Below are 19,441 nucleotides of genomic sequence, written 5' to 3' on the forward strand. Positions count from 1 at the left end.
ATATAATAAAAATTACGGTTTTTTTCTGTTTTGATTCTACGAACTAACGAACAATCAAGAAGACAAGTTTTTTAGTACATATAATAATACGAGGTCACTTTATTTGATGTCAAGAAAATTTTTTGATGTATGCAGAAGGGGTTTCCCCGTATTTTTTTCGAAAACATTTACTGAAATACTTTGGGTCTCGAAACCCTACTTCATAACTTACTTCGGAAATATTCATTTTACTTTTTTCAAAGTATAGGGCGGCCCGTTTTAACCTTATTTCATTAATGAATTCTTTTGGGGAAAAATTAGTCCATGCCTTTATTTTGGAGAATAACATAGTACGACTCACTCCTAACTCTTTAGCGAATACAGCAACATCAAATTCAGAGTTTGAAATGTTGGATTCAACAATATTCATGGCTTTTTCCAGTAATTTTTCATCTAAGGAAGTTACCGTAAGTTCACTGGCCAAAAGATGGGTTTCATTTGAGAATTTTTCTCTCAAACGCCTAGAAGACTCCAGTAGGTTTCGTATTCTTAATTTAAACTCCTTAATGTTAAATGGTTTACTAATGTAGTCATCAGCACCACTTTCCAGACCTTCAAATTTATATATTAAGGAGGTACGTGCTGTAAGCAAGATTACGGGTATGTGGCTTGTTTTAATATTTTGCTTAAGTTGCAGGCATAATTCTGTTCCGAACATTTTAGGCATCATTACATCGCTTATAACCAAATCAGGACTAAATTTTAGTGCTTTTTTCAACCCTTCTTTTCCATTTTTAGCCTCTTTAATTGCATATTCTTTGCCAAGGAAATTTTTAAAAAATGAACGTAATTGGTCATTGTCCTCAACAATTAGAATTAGAGGTAGCTCGTTGTTGGTGCGAAGATTGTCAATTGAATCCTCAAAAACCAATTTCCTGTCCCCATCGGATAATTGAGAGGTGTATTGTGCTACATCATCACTAAATTTAAAATTAGGAATAATCTCTTCATCTGAAAGATGCTCCTTGCCCAACGGTAGGCTTACTTTAAAAATAGCCCCTTTTACTTTGTCGTTAAGGGCTTCTATATATCCATGATGTAGCTCTACTGTATTTTTGGCTATGGCAAGTCCTATACCTGTTCCTTTTTTATAGTCATGTTTTGCACTTTTTCCTTCTTCTGGAACTTCAAAAAACCTATTGAAAATCTGCTTTAAGTAGGGATGGGGAATGCCAATTCCTGTATCTTTTACATCTATAAAAATGTTTTCATGGTCTTTGTAAACATAAATACCAATTTTGCCACCGTTTGGAGTATACTTAAATGCATTGGAAATAAGGTTGTAAAATACTTGTTCTAATTTAGTCCTATCATAATAGACTAAAATTTCTTCGTCGGAACTCTCGAAGGTATAGGTATACTCATTATCTTTTGCATATTCTGTAAAGGATAAATATATCTCCCTTAAAAATTTAATGATGTTTCCCTCGGCAGCCTGTAATTTAGATTGGTGATCCTCCAGTTTTCTGAAGTCCATTAACCTATTGATCAGTTGAAGCAAGTGATTGGCACTACTTTCTATGACCAATAATTTTTTATACATTAGGCTACTGCCGTTATAATCTGTAAGTATTTGTTGTAACGGACCTAAAATTAAGGTTAGAGGAGTTCTAAAGTCATGGGATATATTTGTAAAAAACTGTAGTTTGGCCTGATGGCTTTCTTCTTTTCTCTTGTTTTCCAATTGCTCCCATTGTAAATTTTGTTTTAGTTGGGTCCGAGATTTTATTATGAGGTATATACAGAAAAAGCCAGTGGCAATTACAAGACCATAGAGGGCAAATGCCCAATTGCTTTTCCATGGGGCAGGTTTAATGGTGATTTTTAATTGTGTTGCGCTTTCATTCCAAATACCATCATTATTTGCCCCTTTTACCTCAAATAGGTAATCTCCTGGTTTTTGAAGTGTATAAAAAGCTTCAGTATTTTTTGTGAATGTCCATGTGTCATCTAAACCAACCAGCCTGTAGGCATAACTATTGTTATTGGGGCTTATATAACTTGGCATGGAATAATTAATGGAAAAATGAGAGTTCTGATGATTCAGGGTAATTTCATCGGAATAGGTTATGGTGCTCGTTAATATTTTTCGTTCGTCATTTACGGGTATGGATTTGTTCTTTATTTGCAAATCCGAGAGGATAATTTTTGGAGCATAGGTATTGGTAATTAGTTTTTTAGGATTAAAAAATGTAACCCCTTCGCTACCTCCAAAATAGATTTTTTCATCATTTAACCGCAAACCTGCGTTTGGGCTAAACTCATTGCTATTTAATGAATATCGTTGGTCATAAACTACAGACTCTTTGGAACTAGTATTGTATTTAACTATTCCTTTATCAGTACTAAGCCAAAATTCATCTTTGGCATTTTCAATAATAGTGAATACTGAATAAACGGAGTTTTGTTTATTTAATGGTATTTGTTCAAAATCTAAACCGTTAAACTTAAATAAACCTTCGGTTTTTGTGCCAACATAAATTTGTTGCTTACTATCTTCGATCACCGTCTTAATATCATTTCCGTAAAGTGTACTTCTAAAGAATTGAGATACTTCATACTGGTTTTCTTCCTCGTCTTTAAATGTAATTAGGTTTAAGCCTCCCAAACCGCCAGCCCATATCCTACCCATACTATCTATACATAGGGTCTTTATTATGTTTGACGAGAGTACCGGTCCTGTTTTTGTCCATTTTCCATAGGTTCTAAATTTCTTGGTTTTTAGATCATACCTGACCAGTCCTTTGCCAAACGTACCTATCCAGTATACTTGGTCTTTTCCCTCTTTTATTACGTATACACCTGTATTCTTGAGATAGTCTTTAAGTTCATTGGATATGACACCTTCCAACATTTTTTTTGCTTGGACATCATACACGAGAATACCATAATTTAAAACCCCCGCCCATAGTTTGTTTTTTTTGGAAAGATATAAGGTTTGAATGCTGTTAGGTCTAAGTTCTTTAGCATCAGATAAGTTAAGAGTCTCAAGTTTTTTGTTTTTTGGATTTAGGATGGTAATATCTCCTCCTTCCGTGCCAAAGTATAAGTTTGAACGGTCATCCGAAACAATTGAGGTAACAATATTGTTATCTATATCATAGTTAACGAAATTCACAAAGTTTTCATTAGACTCGGTCCATATATTAACACCACCACTATATGTGCCCAACCAGATGGTTCCATTTTTATCCTTAAAAGCAGATTTAATAAAATTTTGACTTAATGAGGTTTTTGCCTTATTGTCACTTTTTAAATCCCATATCTTTTTTTCTGGACCTATAACCCTTACTCCATGAGAAGTTCCTAGCCAAACGGATCCATCATCGGAAGACTGAACAGCACGTACATCCGCAGAGAGAGGAATAATCTGTTCGTTTGGCAAAAGAAAATTTTCATTTTCAGCGTTAAACAGCAAATAGCCGTTATATTTGGTTGCTATGCCTAAGGTGGTAGAATTTATTTGGTTTATATCTTGAATGAATAGGTTTTCAGCCCCCTCATTGTAGTTAAACTGTTTAAAGGTAAATCTATCATTATCTCTGCTCTCCAATCTGGCTAAACCTTTTGTACTTGCTATCCAAGTCTGCTTGCTTTGATCAACAAAAATACGTTGTATGTTCTCGCCTGGCAGGCCATTGGCATCACCTTCTTTGTACAGTATATGGGTAAAGTTGTTTTTAGATTTGTTAAAGATTGATATTCCGTTTGCTGTACCGAACCAAATTTCTCCATTGCTCATTTCCTTACTGCAAATAACTACAGCGTTACATAAACCATCGGGACCGTTTCTTTTATAGAAGCTCTTAAAAGTATTTTTAACGGGGTCGTACCGGTTAAGTCCATTATAAGTTCCTACCCAAATGTATCCGTCACTATCTTCATTAATAGAGAGAATATCACTATTGCTTAAACTAGTTGAGTCTTCTGGAATGTGTTTAAAAACATCAATATTGGTGCCGTTATATCTGTTAAGACCATTTCTTGTACCAAACCACATTTGTCCTAATCTATCTTGTTCAATAGCTATTACCGAATTGTTGGAAAGCCCATTTTTTACGGATAAGTGGTGAAAATGAAAATCATTTTCTTGCGCAAAGAGACATTCCGTTAAGAGGAAGAAAAAAACAATAAATCGATTACGATTTAGTATTGACATTTGTGAGTTTTATTTTCTTGACACTATTTAAATATGAAATAAGTATTATGAAAAAAATGATGTAAGTCTTACGGGGAAATAAAGCTTTGTGTGCAAACCAAAAGGAATCCGAAAATATATTTGATACGAAGTAGGCGCTTTTTAGTAAGCAAGCAAAGTTGGTTTCCAAAATTAATGAAAAGAAAGAATTAGCAAAATTATTTTTGCGAGAAGGATTAAATTGGATTTAGAATTGGTAACATCGGGACAGTACAGGATGCGAACATTTCATTTGAAAGTTATTTTTGAGTTATACCGGCCTACAGCACTGTCCTAAGGTCATCTATTGAATCTATATTAAGATGAAAAGAAATACTGTTCTTTCGCTGCTTTTAATCTCTATGGTTTTGTGTGAAGCCTTAGTGGGACAAACTAAAATGAACGAGATAAAAGTATTACCAAAAATACAACCACCAGTTGGGCGTATCGCAATTGTTGCAGATGGTAATTCCCCCGACCCTGATGATTTAGGGGGAACGGCTGTTTCTTTAGCATTGTTAAGGGCAACGGGTCTAGATGATAGACTTGTTCATTATTCCCATAGTTGCGATTTGGTTAGGGGTGACCGAATTTCTGAGCGAGCGGAAAAAGAGCGACATGCATTAATGCAGAGTGCGTGCGATGTTACGGCAAGAAGGTGGGGCGGTTTTTCGGGCTTGACTTTTTTAGATGCTAGTTGGCAAAAAGAAATTACGGTGAACGATTTAAAAATTGCAATTGACGCTTCTACCGAAAAGGACCCGCTTTGGATTATAGAGGCCGGGGAGCCCGATATTATTGGAATGGCCCTAGATGCATCGGAAAAATCAAAACATAAATATGTAAAAGTAGTAACGCATCATCCAGCTAATGATAATGCGGGCGACTTTTACACATGGCAGCAAATATTGGATTTTGGAGTGGAAGAAGTTCGTATTCCGGATCAAAACACCCATTTAAAAGTAGTATTCCCAGAATGGGATTGGGCCAAAAACCATCCGGATTCTAGACTGCAACAAATCTGGCTTCAGGGGAAAATTGCCGAAGTTGATGATGTTGTTAAGTTTCAAAAGGGAAAATGGGATTGTTCGGATGCAGGTATGGTTTTGTACTGGATAACAGGAGCAACGAGCGGAGGACTGGAGTTGGGAACTGTAAAAGACGTAAAAGCACTTTTGTTGGATTTCATAGATAAGAATTAAAATCAAAAATTTTTAGAATAAACTTAATATGGCGCATGGGAAAATCTAGTATAGAATCTCTTACAGGACATTATTTGATAAATCAACTATTTCTTAAAGGGATTTCCATAGTTCTCTTATTAACCGCAATTACGGTTAAGGGGCAGTCATTGGACCATCCCATAATTTATACCACACAACAGGAAAGAGCCCTTGTTTTAGAAAAAATTGAAAAATACGATTGGGCAGAAAGTGTCGTCTCTCAATTGCATGAACATGTAGATGGGGCTTTGGAAGTTCATCAGACCCATCCGTTAATTATTTTAAATAGAATACCCGCGTTTGCGGGTCATGACCATGAGAACAAAGAAAGAGAAGCCGGCCCAATAGCAGCTGCACATAACGAGGTATTGTCTCTAGCGGCTAATGCGGGAGCGCTATATTTCATAACACAAGATGAAAAATATGCACAGTTTGCAGCTGATATTTTAGCCGTATACACAGATGTTTTGTCTATTAAAACGCCCGAAACCACTACTATATGCGGGTATGCTTTTTTTGATCCAAGAACTACATATGCCCCATTTGCCGTAGCCTACGATTTTATCTACAATTATTTAAAGCAAAAAAATGTAAAGGTCTTTGATAAAAACAAGGGTCACTTGGTTGCTTTTAATAATACAAAAGCACAAAAGGCAATTGCCAATATGGTAGGCAATGTTCTACAAGAATATGGAAAGCCGGATGTACATGGTAAGAGAGTTTCCAACCATCCTATACTTACCGCACCTGGTGCACTCTTTGGAATTTTATGTATTGAAAATGATATAGAACGTGAGCGTCTGTTTAAATTTTTTTGGGAGAAGGGTACAGCGCATCAAAACTCGTTCAAGAATACCATCTTGCCTATGTTCTCGGGGCAAGGAATTTGGCCGGAATCACTTAGCTACAGTTTTATGCCCATTATTACGATGGTGTTGAATATTGTAGATCGTGTAAAACCGGAAATGAACGTAACGGCAAATTATAAACATGTTCTTGAAGGAAACTTTCTATTCGATTATTTACGGCACCCCAACAGGACATTTGTTAGATACGGAGATTCAAAACGGTACAATGACTTTACAGGGGACTTGTATAGATACACGTTGGACCTTGCTTCAAGAAAAGGATATGAGACATTGCAGAATAAAGCGGAATTAGCGCTTAAAAATTCTTATGAGGGCAATGGTGGTCATAGACCAAATCTATCTACGGGTAGTATCTTTGATAATTTTAATTTGTTGGAGCTATTTTGGGGGCAGTCTATACCCAAAAAAATTAAAGAGTCGGTTAACTTGGATAAAGCCACCGTTATTGTAAACCATGCGGGTATAGCTCTTCAACGGAATTATGTTAAGGAAAATAATGAAATGTATGGATTATGTGGTATTGTAGGAGGAGCCCACTACGTTCATAGTCACCTTACGGGAATAAGTATGGAATTGTACGGAGCGGGCTATATAATGGCGCCCAATGCAGGTCTACCACCCTCAGTTCAAGAACGAAAAATACCTCTTCACGAACACTATTTTAGATTATATGCTGGTAACAATACGGTAATTGTAAACGGCACCTCACATGGTTTGGATGAGGGATCATGGAAAGGTAAGGCCCATGTTTGGCAGAATAAAACAATAAATGTTGCTGCCGAACCCAAACATTTGGAAGAAAGAATATCCGAAGAATTCAATTTTGCCACTCAATTCTTGGATGATACCGTCAACAATGCTATACAAGAACGTACATTAAGTACCATTAGAACCAGCGCAACTACAGGTTATTATTTTGATATGTTTCGCTCAAAATCCAATGGTGAAAACAAATTCCATGATTATGTCTATCATAATATTGGTGATAAAACCCAAATTTTCACATCAGATAATCGTGCATTGACGCTTGAGAAAACGGACCGCTATCAAAATGATATTGGCGATGTAGTAAAATCTCCTGGCTGGCGTTATTTTGAGGACACGCAATCCACCCGGGCTACTAAAAAAGGAATAAAGGTTAGATTCGATATTGAATTTGACGACACCTACATGCATTTATTGGTTCCAGAGGGAGTTTCTAGGGAATATACCAAAGCATTGGCGCCTCCAACCCGGGAAGCAAAAAATGGATATATTCACAAAAAGACCCAGGTACTGGCGGTTAGGCAACAAGGTGAAGCGTGGGATAGGCCCTATATTGCCATATTTGAACCGTCTGCTCAGAAAAAAGCAAGTGTTGAAAAAGTAGAACCTTTATGGGATGGAAATAAGATTATAGGTGCTATTGTAACCTCCAAAGTCAAAGATTCCCTTGTATCCGATATTATCATATCTCAAGATAGGAACAATGCCATTTATAGGAATGAAGCTTTAGGCCTTTATTTCAAAGGAAGATTTGGTATTGTCCGTAAAACGATTAGGGAAAACGAAACGGATACCATGCTTTACATTGGAGAAGGAAATTTGTTGAAATTGGGTTCTAAAGAATTAAAGTCAAATCAGGAAGAGCGAGGCTTCTTAAGGTTGTAATATATTATACACATGATTAAATTTTGTAGGGAACATTATATGTTAATCCTGGCATTATCCTTTGGCTTTTTATATAGTTCTTGTTCGCCGGTCAACTCTGCCCTTTCCAAAAAATTTGTGCAGGATTTTAAAGTTCCTCCAGGAGCCTACAAACCAATGCCTTTTTGGCACATTAACGGAGAGCTTACTACACAAGGAATAAGAGAACAAATGAAAGAGGCGAAAGAAACTGCTGGTTTTAGTGGCATTAGTGTACTGCCTCTTGCCTCCAAAAAAAATGGAAAATCCGGTACAATGCCTAAATTTCTTACGCCTCAATACCTAGAACGATTTCAGGATGTTTTGGATACAGCCGAAGAATTGGATATGGAGGTAGTTTTATATGACGATAACGATTTTCCAAGCGGAATGGCCGGCGGAAAAATAGGCAGACTTTTTCCTCAACATACCATGAAGCGTTTGGATAAAGTAGAAAAGTTGGTAAATGGCCCCTATGACTTTACGGATAGCATACCAGAGGGTAAGTTGCTTTCCGTTGTAGCAATGAACCAGGAAACATTACAACGTTTTGAGCTAAGTGCTTATGTAAAAAATAAAGAGCTAAAATGGCAGGCACCCAAGGGGTCGTGGAGAATCATGTTCTTCACTATGGTCAAGGATAGTTACCATAAAGCATTTCCTGTAGTGGATTATATGGATACCACTGCGGTAAGAGAAATGATCCGTATGACTTATGACGTATTTAAAGATAATTTTGAGGCCTATTTTGGAACAACCATAAAAATGACATTTTTTGACGATGTGGGTTTTTGGAAGCACCCAAGAACATGGACGGGACTTTTCAATGAAAAATTTAAGGAATTAAATGGTTTTGACCCAAAACCTTGGTATCCAGCCTTATGGTATAATATTGGCCCTGAAACTGAAGCTGTACGACATGCTTTTTTCAATACCCGTGCAGAATTACTGGCAGAAGGGTTTCCTAAACTGGTTGGGGAATGGGCTAAAGAAAACGGGCTAAAGGATACAGGGCATCCTCCAGGAAACTATGATCCTACTCCAATAGATATGAACGGAGATATCTTTAAGTTTTTCCGTCATACCGAAATTCCCCTAACAGACGCAATTATTGAGTATCAATTTGGTCAAAACGGCCATAAGCTCATAAGTTCAGCTGCAGATTATTATGACAAGCCAGTTGTTTCTACAGAAATCTATGGTGCATATAAAGAGAAGACTTTTGATTCGTTAATGTTATATCGCTCTGCAATGGACCTTTTCTCGCGAGGAGTAAATTTTGTAGTGCCCCATGGAATGTGGTATAACCCTAACGAGGTTTATATTTCACCTTTGGTTTCTCCTGATAGTAAAAAGCTGGCACCTGCCTTATCGGCTTATTCCAATTTTGTAGGAAGGTCTTGTATGTTATTACAAGGAGGTAAACGTGTCGCAAATATTGGAGTGTTATATCCATTTGCAGAATTAGCCGGTTGGTATCGTTTTGAAGCGCCGGACAATCCACGACAAGGTTTCTACGTATCGCCAGAAACCAACTACCAAGAAATTAGTGGTCTATTGACAAATGACATTCGACAAGATTTTACATTTATCCATCCAGAATATTTTTTGGATGATAAATATGAGATAAAGCAAGGATCAATACGCTTGAACAATCAGGAAAACAATCAAAAGTACGATGCCCTTATACTTACAGGTTGTAAGATTATCTCAGTAAAAACTTTGATGAAAATAAAGGAATATTATGACCAGGGCGGTTTGGTAATTTCCACAGGCCAACTACCTTTTAAGTCATCTGAAATAGGTCAGGATATAAAAGTTAGGGATTTAGTAGTTGAAATATTTAAGGTGAATCCAGAAGACAGCTTATTTTATGGGACACAAATTCATACGAATGCAGCAGCAGGACAAGCTATCCATATTCCCAACCCTAACAGCTCTAATTTGTACGAAGCAATAAAGACTCGTTTGCTTACAGATGTTGAATTTTTGCCAAACCCAAAACTATCTACAAATATTGGAAAGTTCAATTACATACATAAAGTTAAGGATGGTAAGGATATCTACTTCTTTTCTAATTCTAGCGATGAAACTATAGAAACTGAGGTGGTCCTTAGAGGAAAACTAGATTTATACCAGGCAAGTCCACATGATGGAACTATTCAGCACCTTAAAGAAGCATCCCACTTAAAGATTAAAGATCAGGACTTTACTAAATGTAGATTATTATTAAAACCTGTTAGTGCAACATTTTGGATATCATATTAATAGTGAGATGAAAACCTCCCTTATATTCTTTTTTTCAATTCTCGGTAGTGGTGCCTTTGCACAGGCATCATTATCTCTAGCGGATAATTTTAATTTTTATATTGGTAAAAGCACGCATTGGCAGCGACATATAATTGACAATTCCCTTAGCGGAGCCGATGGCGTTAGGTTAATGGATGTAAATAATGATGGCTTATTAGATATTACCACAGGATGGGAAGAAGGTGGGTATACAAAAGTATATATAAACCCAAGTCACGAAAAAGCTAAAGAAAAATGGTCTTCCGTTACTGTTGGTAAAACATCACATGTAGAAGATGCTGTTTTTGCAGATCTTGATAATGATGGTGCCGTAGATGTGATTAGTAGTACAGAGTGGAAACATCAAAAAGTATACATCAATTGGGCACCTTCTAATAAGGTAGATTATTTAGACACTAATAAATGGAAATCAGAGGTTATTCCTTCTTCAGAAAATATTACACAGTGGATGTTTGCCGTTCCCATGCAAATAGATGATACGAATGGATTAGATATTATAGTAGGCTCAAAAAATAAAAATGCACAAATAGGTTGGTTTCAAGCACCAAAGAATCCAAGAAATATAGGTAAATGGAAATACTATCCTATAAGCAATGCTACTTGGGTAATGTCTGTCATACCAAGAGATATGGATGGTGATGGTGATTTGGACATTGTGGTTTCCGATAGAAATAAAGGAAAAACAAATGGTGTACGTTGGTTAGAAAATCCAGGAATAAAAAGAAAACAAAAGAAATTTTGGAAAAATCATTTCATTGGAGCAAAAGATACAAGAGTGATGTTTATGGATATGGCAGATATAGATGGAGATGGATTAGAAGATGCTATAGCAACAGAATATACCAACCAAAAAATTGTATTTATGAAAAGGTTAGATGATACCGGTTTAAATTGGAGGACGTTCAATATAGAAATTTCCGAAACAACAGGTAGAGCAAAGGCCGTAAAAGCTGGAGATATTGATATGGATGGAAAACTAGACATTGTACACACTTCAAATACTTTTGAACAAGAGGGCCAATCTGGCGTTTATTGGCTGTCCTTCAAAGAGAGTCCAACAGAAAGAAATTGGGAATGGCATAACATAAGTGGTTTAGATGGTATAAAATATGACAGAATAGAGCTAATAGATTTGGACGGCGATGGCGATTTGGATGTACTTACTTGTGAAGAAAATGCAGGAGTAAATAATGAAGGATTAGGAATTATTTGGTATGAAAACCCAAAAATATGAAGACAAATAGAAGACATTTTTTGAAAGGGATTTCGGCGCTTGGTGCTATAGGAACAACATATCCATTACTATCCGCTTTAGGTAGTATCAATAAAGCGGAGTATTTGAACGAAAAGATTACAAAAATTGAATTGTATAAGTATGATATAAATATTCCCAGGTATTTCTCTTTTGGCACATGGTACAATCGCCAGCATTTATTTATGAAGGTTTCTGCCGGTGATTATTACGGTTGGTCAGAAATACCGGCTTCTCGCAATACTCCTGATATAAACCCAATAAATTGGGTAAACTATGTAAAACAATATAAGGGCCTATCTATAGAGAACGCTCAGAAATTATTGGAATTTCAGCAGCTACCAGAAAGTGGGACAAGCTTAAAGGAAATGGAGTTTATAGACGTGGCTCTGCTAGATATAAGTGGTAAAATACAAGGGAAACCGGCAATAGAATTGCTGAATTTACCCTATAGGGCTGCCGTACCTGGTCTGTATTGCATACTTTATAAAAATGAAGAAGAAGTCAGAAAAGAAGCGGAAAAAAGTCTAGAAGAAAATTTGGCTCACCATCTAAAATTCAAAATGTACGGAGATAAGAAGCTAGATCTAAAACTGTTGAAAACTATACGAAAAGTAATAGGTGATAATGCCCAAGTTATTTCGGATGTAAACGGCGGATATAAAGATTGGGATTCGTTAGAAGAATTGGCAGATACCTTAAAACTTTTTACTGCATATGGTTTAGATGCAATTGAAGACCCAGCCAATTTAAAGACCCATCAATGGGTGCAGCTTCAGAAAATGGTAGGTAATCTATCGTTAATACCAGACAAGCCATTGAGACCTTCTTGGAAAGGCATCAAAACCATATCCCCTGGCATGGGTCGTATTTTCAACTTACATCCATCAACAATGGGCAGCTTTAAACAAACTGCAGTTTTGGCAAAAAAAATTAAAGACTTTGGAGGTAAAATTATGATTGGAGATGACAGTTTAGTTGGCCCGGCGTGTTCAGCATGGCAACAAGTAGCCATAGGTTCAGGCTCCGAATGGGTAGAGGCAATAGAAAAAAAAGAAGATTCAAAACCATACCTAGATTGCATTCTTCAATCACCAACAAAAAAACAATCTAACGGGTTCTATGTCTTAGACCCGGTACCCGGTTTTGGTTTAGTACTGGATGAGAAACGATTGAAAAACGTCTGTTCACTATATATAGATGTCTAACGAGCGCAAGACCTTTCAATATAAACTAAATAATAAAGCATTTAGATATCAACCAATATTGGTCAAGCACGCCCAGATAGCAAAATGTTGTAGTCGAAAAGAGCTAAGATCAGATATAAGAAAAATGTTGCTCATAGGAGATAAGGTTCTGTAAACGACCGCAAAAGTAATCTCAAATATTAAAGGATGATACTTACAATAAAAAAAAATATACTTCTACTATTATTGACTACCTTTTTCCTAGGAAAGGAAATTAAAGCCCAAACCAAAACATATCTATCAGGCACTTACGCTGATACAGCGATAGACTGGGATTTTAAAATGTCTACAGGTAGAAATAGTGGTTACTGGACGACCATACCAGTACCCTCTAATTGGGAAACTAAAGGTTTTGGCTATTATACTTATGGTAAAGATCATGAGGATTATGAAACAAATCCTGAAATTGGTTTTTACCGTCATAACTTCAAATTTTCAACATCCACACATAAAAGGTATTTTATAGTTTTTCAAGGTTCTATGACAGAAACTACTGTAACCTTAAATGGAAAAAAAGTAGGCGATACTCATATTGGCGGCTTTACAGAGTTTAAATATGAAATAACTGACTTTCTTAAAAACGGTGCTAATCTATTAGAAGTTGAAGTATTAAAACCAGCTAAACACCCACAAGTTGTAAAAGCTGAACGTATTGCGGACTATTGGCTTTTTGGTGGCATTTTTAGACCAGTTTTTATAGAAGAAGTACCCCAAAATTATATTGAAAGAGTTGCCATAGACGCACAAATGAACGGCGATTTTCAAATGGATGTTTTTACAGACGGGTTTATGAGTAAATTAATGGTCGAAGCTCAATTTTTTGATGCTAGTCATCAAAAAATTGGGAAATCTTTTTCAAAAGAATTACTCAAGAACAAAACACGATTAACGGCTAATTTTAAAAATATTGAATTGTGGTCTCATGAATACCCAAATCTTTATAGTGTTGAAGTTTCAATAACATCTAAAAATCAAATATTACATACGTATAAACAAAAATTTGGTTTTAGAACATTTGAAGTTAGGGACCATGATGGCTTTTACCTCAATGGAAAAAGGATTCTATTAAAAGGTGCCAACATGCATAGTTTTAGACCAGAAACAGGCCGTACGCTAACAAAGCAAGACATGCTGCACAATGTTAAGCTAATGCAAGAGATGAATTTTAATACGGTACGTATTTGTCATTATCCCCCAGATGCAGAATTTCTAGATTTGTGCGATTCTTTAGGCTTAATGGCTATGGATGAATTACCTGGTTGGCGACATCCACACCCAAATGAAACAGGAAGTAAATTGGTGAAAGAATTGGTAGTTAGAGATGTCAACCACCCATCTGTTATTCTTTGGGGCAACGGAAACCATTTAGCACATAATCCAGAGTTCGATAAAGATTTTTTTAAATGGGATATTCAAAAACGAAGACCTTTAAAAAATGAAACTAAAACAGGGGATATTTATAAAAATTATTCTCCTGATTTTGATATAGTTAAAACAAATTTTTATCCGTCTTATGATATGCTATCAAAACGATTATTTGAAGAAAATCATATTGTATTACCAAATGAAACATTGCATGCATTATATGATGGCGGCGGCGGAGCAAATTTAAAAACCTATTGGGACGCTATCGAAAAATCTAAAGTTGGTGGGGGCTTAATGATATGGGCACTTTTTGATGAAGGTCTGAGAAGAACAGATATGAACAATCAACCATTTAACCAAGGTAATAATGCACCAGATGGCATTGTAGGTCCTAATTCTGAAAAAGATGGCAGTTATTATGCTGTTAGGGAAATATGGTCACCGGTTATTATTAAAGAAGAAAAAATTAAATCGAATTTTAAAGGCGAATTAACAATTCAAAATAAGTTTGATTTTGTGAATTTAAATGAATGTCGGATCAATTGGAAACTTATAGCTTTTGAAACTCCCAATACATCAACTTCAGGCTTTAGAACTGTTGCAACAGGTAAGGCAACCTCACCTAATGTTTTACCGAATACTACCGGTTTATTAAAATTAGCCCTACCACAAAACCTTCCAAAATTCGATGCATTAGCAATAGAGGTTTTTGATAATAAAAATGTAATGGTCTATGAGAAACGGCTAATACTAGAGCAAGAAACCGTTTATTTTCAGGTTTCTAAGGGAAATAAAATTATTCAAGATCAAACTAATCCATTTCAATTTTATATTGGCACAACTACTTTAGTATTTGATAAAAATAAAGGTGTACTTAAAACAATAGCGGTAGAAGGCAAATCAACCAGTATTAAAAATTTTCCGTTAATTACAACAAAAAGAACAGATTCAATAAGCGAAATAGAAGCTTCAACGGTAGAGGTAAAAGCTTCAGTTAAACAAGTACAGGGCAATTTTATAATTGAAGCTAAAAATACAAATGGTTTTGATCAATTAGAATGGACCATAATGCCTTCTGGGGAAATAAAACTCGATTATGAGTATTCTCCAGAATATGGATTTTACGAATATGCTGGTATAGGTATGGAAGTAAACCCCAAAGCCGTAAAAAGTAAACGCTGGTTGGGAGAAGGACCGGCTAGAATTTGGAAAAACCGTGTTGAAGGTGGTATTTATGATGTTCACGCAGTAGATAAATTAATTAACATTCCCGGTGAAGTATACAATCAACCTGAATTTGAAGGTTGTTTTGCTCCGTGGAAATGGGCCATATTTTACATGGAAAATAATGTTTCTGTAGGCTTTAAAAATAATAGTGACTTAATTCTTGGTGTATTGAACCCGATAAATGGCTTTAATTCAAAAATGGCTTCATGGAAGTATCCACAAAAAGAGGGCTTTTACTTTTTTAATGTTATATCTGCAGTAGGTTCTAAATGGAAAAAACCAACAGAGTTTGGACCCGATGCTAAACCGGAATTTATTAATAACAGCTTGTCAGGTTCTGTCTCTTTATTCATAAACTGGAATATTGAAGAAAATGACGAACAAAATTTTAAATTATCAATAGAATAGACCAAAATAATTCGTATGAAAATTGAAAAACTACTTTTGAGTCCAGTTGCCGCACTATTGTTATTGGTCATTCTTATTATAGGAGGGTGTCATACAAAACGAAAAGATATAAATAAGGTGTTGGACACTGCTGTGAAGAAAGATTTACCAACTCGCCCCAATATTCTGTGGTTGGTAACCGAAGACATGGGGCCATACATACCGGCTTTTGGTGATTCCACTATTGTAACCCCAAATTTAAGTCGCTTGGCAGCTGAGGGGGTTGTTTATCCGAATATGTTTTCTACCTCTGGGGTTTGCGCCCCAAGCCGCGCTGCCATTATTATGGGTATGTATCCTTCAGGCATTGGCGCCAATCACATGCGTACCACCTCGTATACCGAGGTCACCGGCTTGCCTAAATATGGTGCCGTTCCTCCACATGAAGCGCGTATGGTGAGTGAACTTCTACGCATGGAAGGGTATTACTGCACTAATAATTACAAAGAGGATTACCAATTCCAAGCTCCCAAAACCGGTTGGGACGAAAGTAGTGAGTATGCCCATTGGCGTAATAAAGCCGAAAATCAACCTTTCTTTTCGATTGTGAATTTTACCGAGACCCATGAATCGGGTCTCTTTGAACCTTATGGTTTTAGGGAAATTGAAACCAGAAACTACCATTTGGGCGACCGAAGTTATAAATGGGAAAATTTTGGGGCTTCACATGCTAAAAATAGAATGACGGAGGGAGAAACGCCAGTACATCTACCTAAGGATACTAAATTTGATATTCCCCCGTATTTGCCCGATACTCCAAAAGTCCGCCGTGATATGTGGAAACTGTACAATAACATAGCTGAAATGGACAAACAAGTTGGAGCTGTATTGAAACAACTTGAAGAAGATGGCCTGTTAGAGAACACCATCATCTTCTTTTACGGTGATCATGGTGGCCCCTTGCCGAGGGAGAAAAGATTGATTTATGATTCCGGATTAAATACGCCCCTTATCGTAAGATTTCCAAATAAACAACTTGCTGGAATTAGAAATGATGAATTACTTAGTTTTGTAGATTTTGCACCCACATTACTTTCATTGATCGGGGTAGAACCTCCCAGTTATATGCAGGGACAGGCTTTTTTAGGTAAGTATGAATCGGTGAGTGAACGTGAATACATACATGCCGCGGCCGACCGTTTTGACGGGTTTACCGATGCTATCCGTGCCGTTCGCGACTCTCGATTCAAATACATTAGAAATTACAGGCCCGAACAGGAGTATTACTTGCCGGTAGCATACAGGGAAAAAATTCCGGCCATGCAAGAACTGTTGCGCTTACGTGATGAAGGAAAGTTAAACGAAGCGCAATCGCAATGGTTTAGGAAAAGCAAACCCAAAGAAGAGTTATTCGATTGCGCTGTTGATCCCTACGAGTTGAACAATCTTGCCGAAAACCCTCAGTACCAAGAAAAATTGAAGGAATTGCGTACCGAGATGGACCGGTGGCTTAAGGAAATAGGGGACGTGCCCAACCAGCCGGAAAAAGAACTGATTGCAAAGCTGTGGAACGGTTCCAAGACCCAGCCCGTTACGGTAGAACCTCAAATTAGTATTTTAAACGGAGAGGTATCCATCAGCAGCCATACTGATGGAGCTTCTATTGGGTATAAAATAGTGGGGTCCGATGGCAAAATCCCCAATTTTTGGTCTATCTATCAGAAACCTTTCGAAATTCGTGAAAATGATAAAGTAATTTCTCAAACTTATAGAATAGGCTTTATACCGAGTAAAGCGGTCGAAAAATAAGGTTGTTTCTTTTTTTACTGGTCTAATTAAGACCTTGGCAGTACAGAGCAGGACACTCCTACGTCTTACAATACCTAATTTTAGAAGCGTTTTAAGTAAGATATACTAATTGTTGTGGTGAGCTATACTCTACTGTGGTTTGATAATAATTAAATAAGAGATAAATGTCAGTTAAGCTAGATACTGAAAATTTTGATGCTATTGTCGTCGGTACCGGAGTCAGCGGAGGATGGGCAGCGAAAGAACTTTGCGAGAACGGATTGAAAACTTTAGTTCTGGAGCGTGGAAGGATGGTACAACATGTAGTGGATTATCCCACTATGAATCTTGATCCGTGGGACTTACCAAATGGAGGTGAGACCCCGGCTAAAATAAAGGAAAAATACCCAAAACAATCACGTTGGGGGTTTGATGAAACCACACGTCATTTTTTCAATGACGATTCAAAATATGATTATGATGAAACAAAAAGATTTGATTGGATTCGTGGTACACAGGTTGGTGGCCGTTCCCTTATATGGGGTAAACAAACGTACCGGTGGTCAGATTTGGATTTCGAAGCCAATGCCAAAGACGGTATTGGTGTAGATTGGCCTATTCGATATAAAGATATAAAACCGTGGTATGAGCACGTAGAAAAACATGTAGGTATCAGTGGTGAAGCCCTAGGTTTGCCCCATTTACCGGACAGCGTGTTTTTAAAACCTATGGAGCTCAATTGCGTGGAAGAGCATTTAAAGAATGGTATTTCTGAAAAATATGATGATCGTGTACTTACCATAGGCAGGGTTGCGCATATAACGGAAGGCTCAAAACCGGGAGCGGGTAGAGGAACCTGTCAATATAGAAACCGGTGCAAACGTGGGTGTCCGTACGGTGGTTATTTTAGCTCCAATTCATCAACTTTACCTATGGCGGAAGCTACGGGGAATATGACGCTACGACCAGATTCAATCGTTTCCGAGGTTTTGTACGATAAGAACACAAAAAGAGCTACAGGAGTTAGAATTGTAGATGCTAAAACTAAGGAAACTATAGAGTTTAATTCCAAGATTGTCTTCTTGTGTGCTTCGTCCATGGCTTCTACAGCAATTTTAATGCAATCAAAGTCAGATGTTTTTCCAAACGGTATGGGCAACGCCAGTGGTGAATTGGGCCATAATATTATGGATCATCAATTAGGCGGTGGTGCAAGCGGAAAAATAGATGGCTATGATGATAAATATTATAAGGGCCGGAGACCTAACGGATTCTATATACCAAGGTTTAGAAATGTAAATTCCACCTCTAAAAAAGTAGATTTTATACGGGGTTACGGGTACCAAGGTAGTGCCGGACGTAATGATTATAGTACTATTATTCCAGAGTATGCCTACGGAGAAGAATTGAAAGCAGCTATGCTGGAACCTGGAGGTTGGCGAATTAACTTGGGCGGTTTTGGAGAAGTATTGCCGTATCATGAAAACCATATGTCCTTAAATTATGATAAGCTTGATGACTACGGCTTACCTACTATTGTTTTTGATGCCGAGTTCAAAGACAACGAAAAACGGATGAAAAAAGACTGGATTGAACAGGCTCAAGAAATGCTTGAGAATTCAGGATTTAAAGATGTTAGGGCCAACTTGAGGAAATCGTACATGGGTGGTGGTATCCATGAAATGGGTACAGCTAGAATGGGCAAAGACCCAAAAACTTCGGTTTTAAATAAATACAACCAGTTGCATGAAGTGCCTAATGTATATGTTACCGATGGAGCTTGTATGACCTCTGCAGGATGTCAAAATCCTTCACTAACATACATGGCTCTAACGGCAAGAGCAGCCAATCATGCTGTAGAGGAATTAAAGAAAATGAACCTTTAAACA

The 19,441-nt window shown here is 37.0% G+C and carries 9 protein-coding genes; 8 read left to right on the forward strand and 1 reads right to left on the reverse strand.

All coding sequences use genetic code 11. The features are described from left to right. Positions 1 to 109: 109 nt before the first annotated feature. Positions 110 to 4,198 (reverse strand): hybrid sensor histidine kinase/response regulator transcription factor, encoded by a 4,089-nt coding sequence (locus tag IWC72_RS12565; RefSeq protein WP_194529991.1) that lies wholly within the window; start codon positions 4,196 to 4,198, stop codon positions 110 to 112. Between the two features lie 341 nt (positions 4,199 to 4,539). Between IWC72_RS12565 and IWC72_RS12570 the strand changes: the two genes are divergently transcribed. The 8 genes from IWC72_RS12570 (at position 4,540) to IWC72_RS12605 (ending at position 19,438) form a co-directional block, all read left to right on the forward strand. Next, entirely contained in the window at positions 4,540 to 5,418 is an 879-nt protein-coding gene (locus IWC72_RS12570; RefSeq protein WP_226968020.1) for a hypothetical protein, read from the forward strand. Between the two features lie 35 nt (positions 5,419 to 5,453). After that, entirely contained in the window at positions 5,454 to 7,958 is a 2,505-nt protein-coding gene (locus tag IWC72_RS12575) for a hypothetical protein (RefSeq protein WP_194529992.1), read from the forward strand. Positions 7,959 to 8,075: 117 nt separating this feature from the next. Next, positions 8,076 to 10,244, forward strand: coding sequence for a glycosyl hydrolase (locus IWC72_RS12580; RefSeq protein ID WP_194526519.1), 2,169 nt, complete (start codon positions 8,076 to 8,078; stop codon positions 10,242 to 10,244). 7 nt (positions 10,245 to 10,251) lie between these two features. Beyond that, on the forward strand, positions 10,252 to 11,520 hold the full coding sequence (locus tag IWC72_RS12585) for an FG-GAP repeat domain-containing protein (RefSeq protein WP_194529994.1): 1,269 nt from the start codon (positions 10,252 to 10,254) through the stop codon (positions 11,518 to 11,520). Further along, the gene (locus IWC72_RS12590) at positions 11,517 to 12,746 is read left to right on the forward strand and encodes a mandelate racemase/muconate lactonizing enzyme family protein (protein WP_194529995.1); all 1,230 of its coding nucleotides are present in this window, start codon (positions 11,517 to 11,519) and stop codon (positions 12,744 to 12,746) included. Before IWC72_RS12585 ends, IWC72_RS12590 begins: the two co-directional genes overlap by 4 nt. A gap of 186 nt (positions 12,747 to 12,932) precedes the next feature. Next, positions 12,933 to 15,785 (forward strand): glycoside hydrolase family 2 protein, encoded by a 2,853-nt coding sequence (locus IWC72_RS12595; RefSeq protein ID WP_194529996.1) that lies wholly within the window; start codon positions 12,933 to 12,935, stop codon positions 15,783 to 15,785. A gap of 15 nt (positions 15,786 to 15,800) precedes the next feature. Then, positions 15,801 to 17,573, forward strand: coding sequence for a sulfatase family protein (locus tag IWC72_RS12600; protein ID WP_194529997.1), 1,773 nt, complete (start codon positions 15,801 to 15,803; stop codon positions 17,571 to 17,573). A 164-nt stretch (positions 17,574 to 17,737) separates the two neighbouring features. Then, a complete protein-coding gene (locus IWC72_RS12605; RefSeq protein ID WP_194529998.1) occupies positions 17,738 to 19,438 on the forward strand; it encodes a GMC oxidoreductase in 1,701 nt (566 codons plus the stop codon). The last annotated feature ends 3 nt before the right edge of the window (positions 19,439 to 19,441 follow it).

Origin of the sequence: Zobellia roscoffensis, assembly GCF_015330165.1 — a bacterium.
GTDB lineage: Bacteria > Bacteroidota > Bacteroidia > Flavobacteriales > Flavobacteriaceae > Zobellia > Zobellia roscoffensis.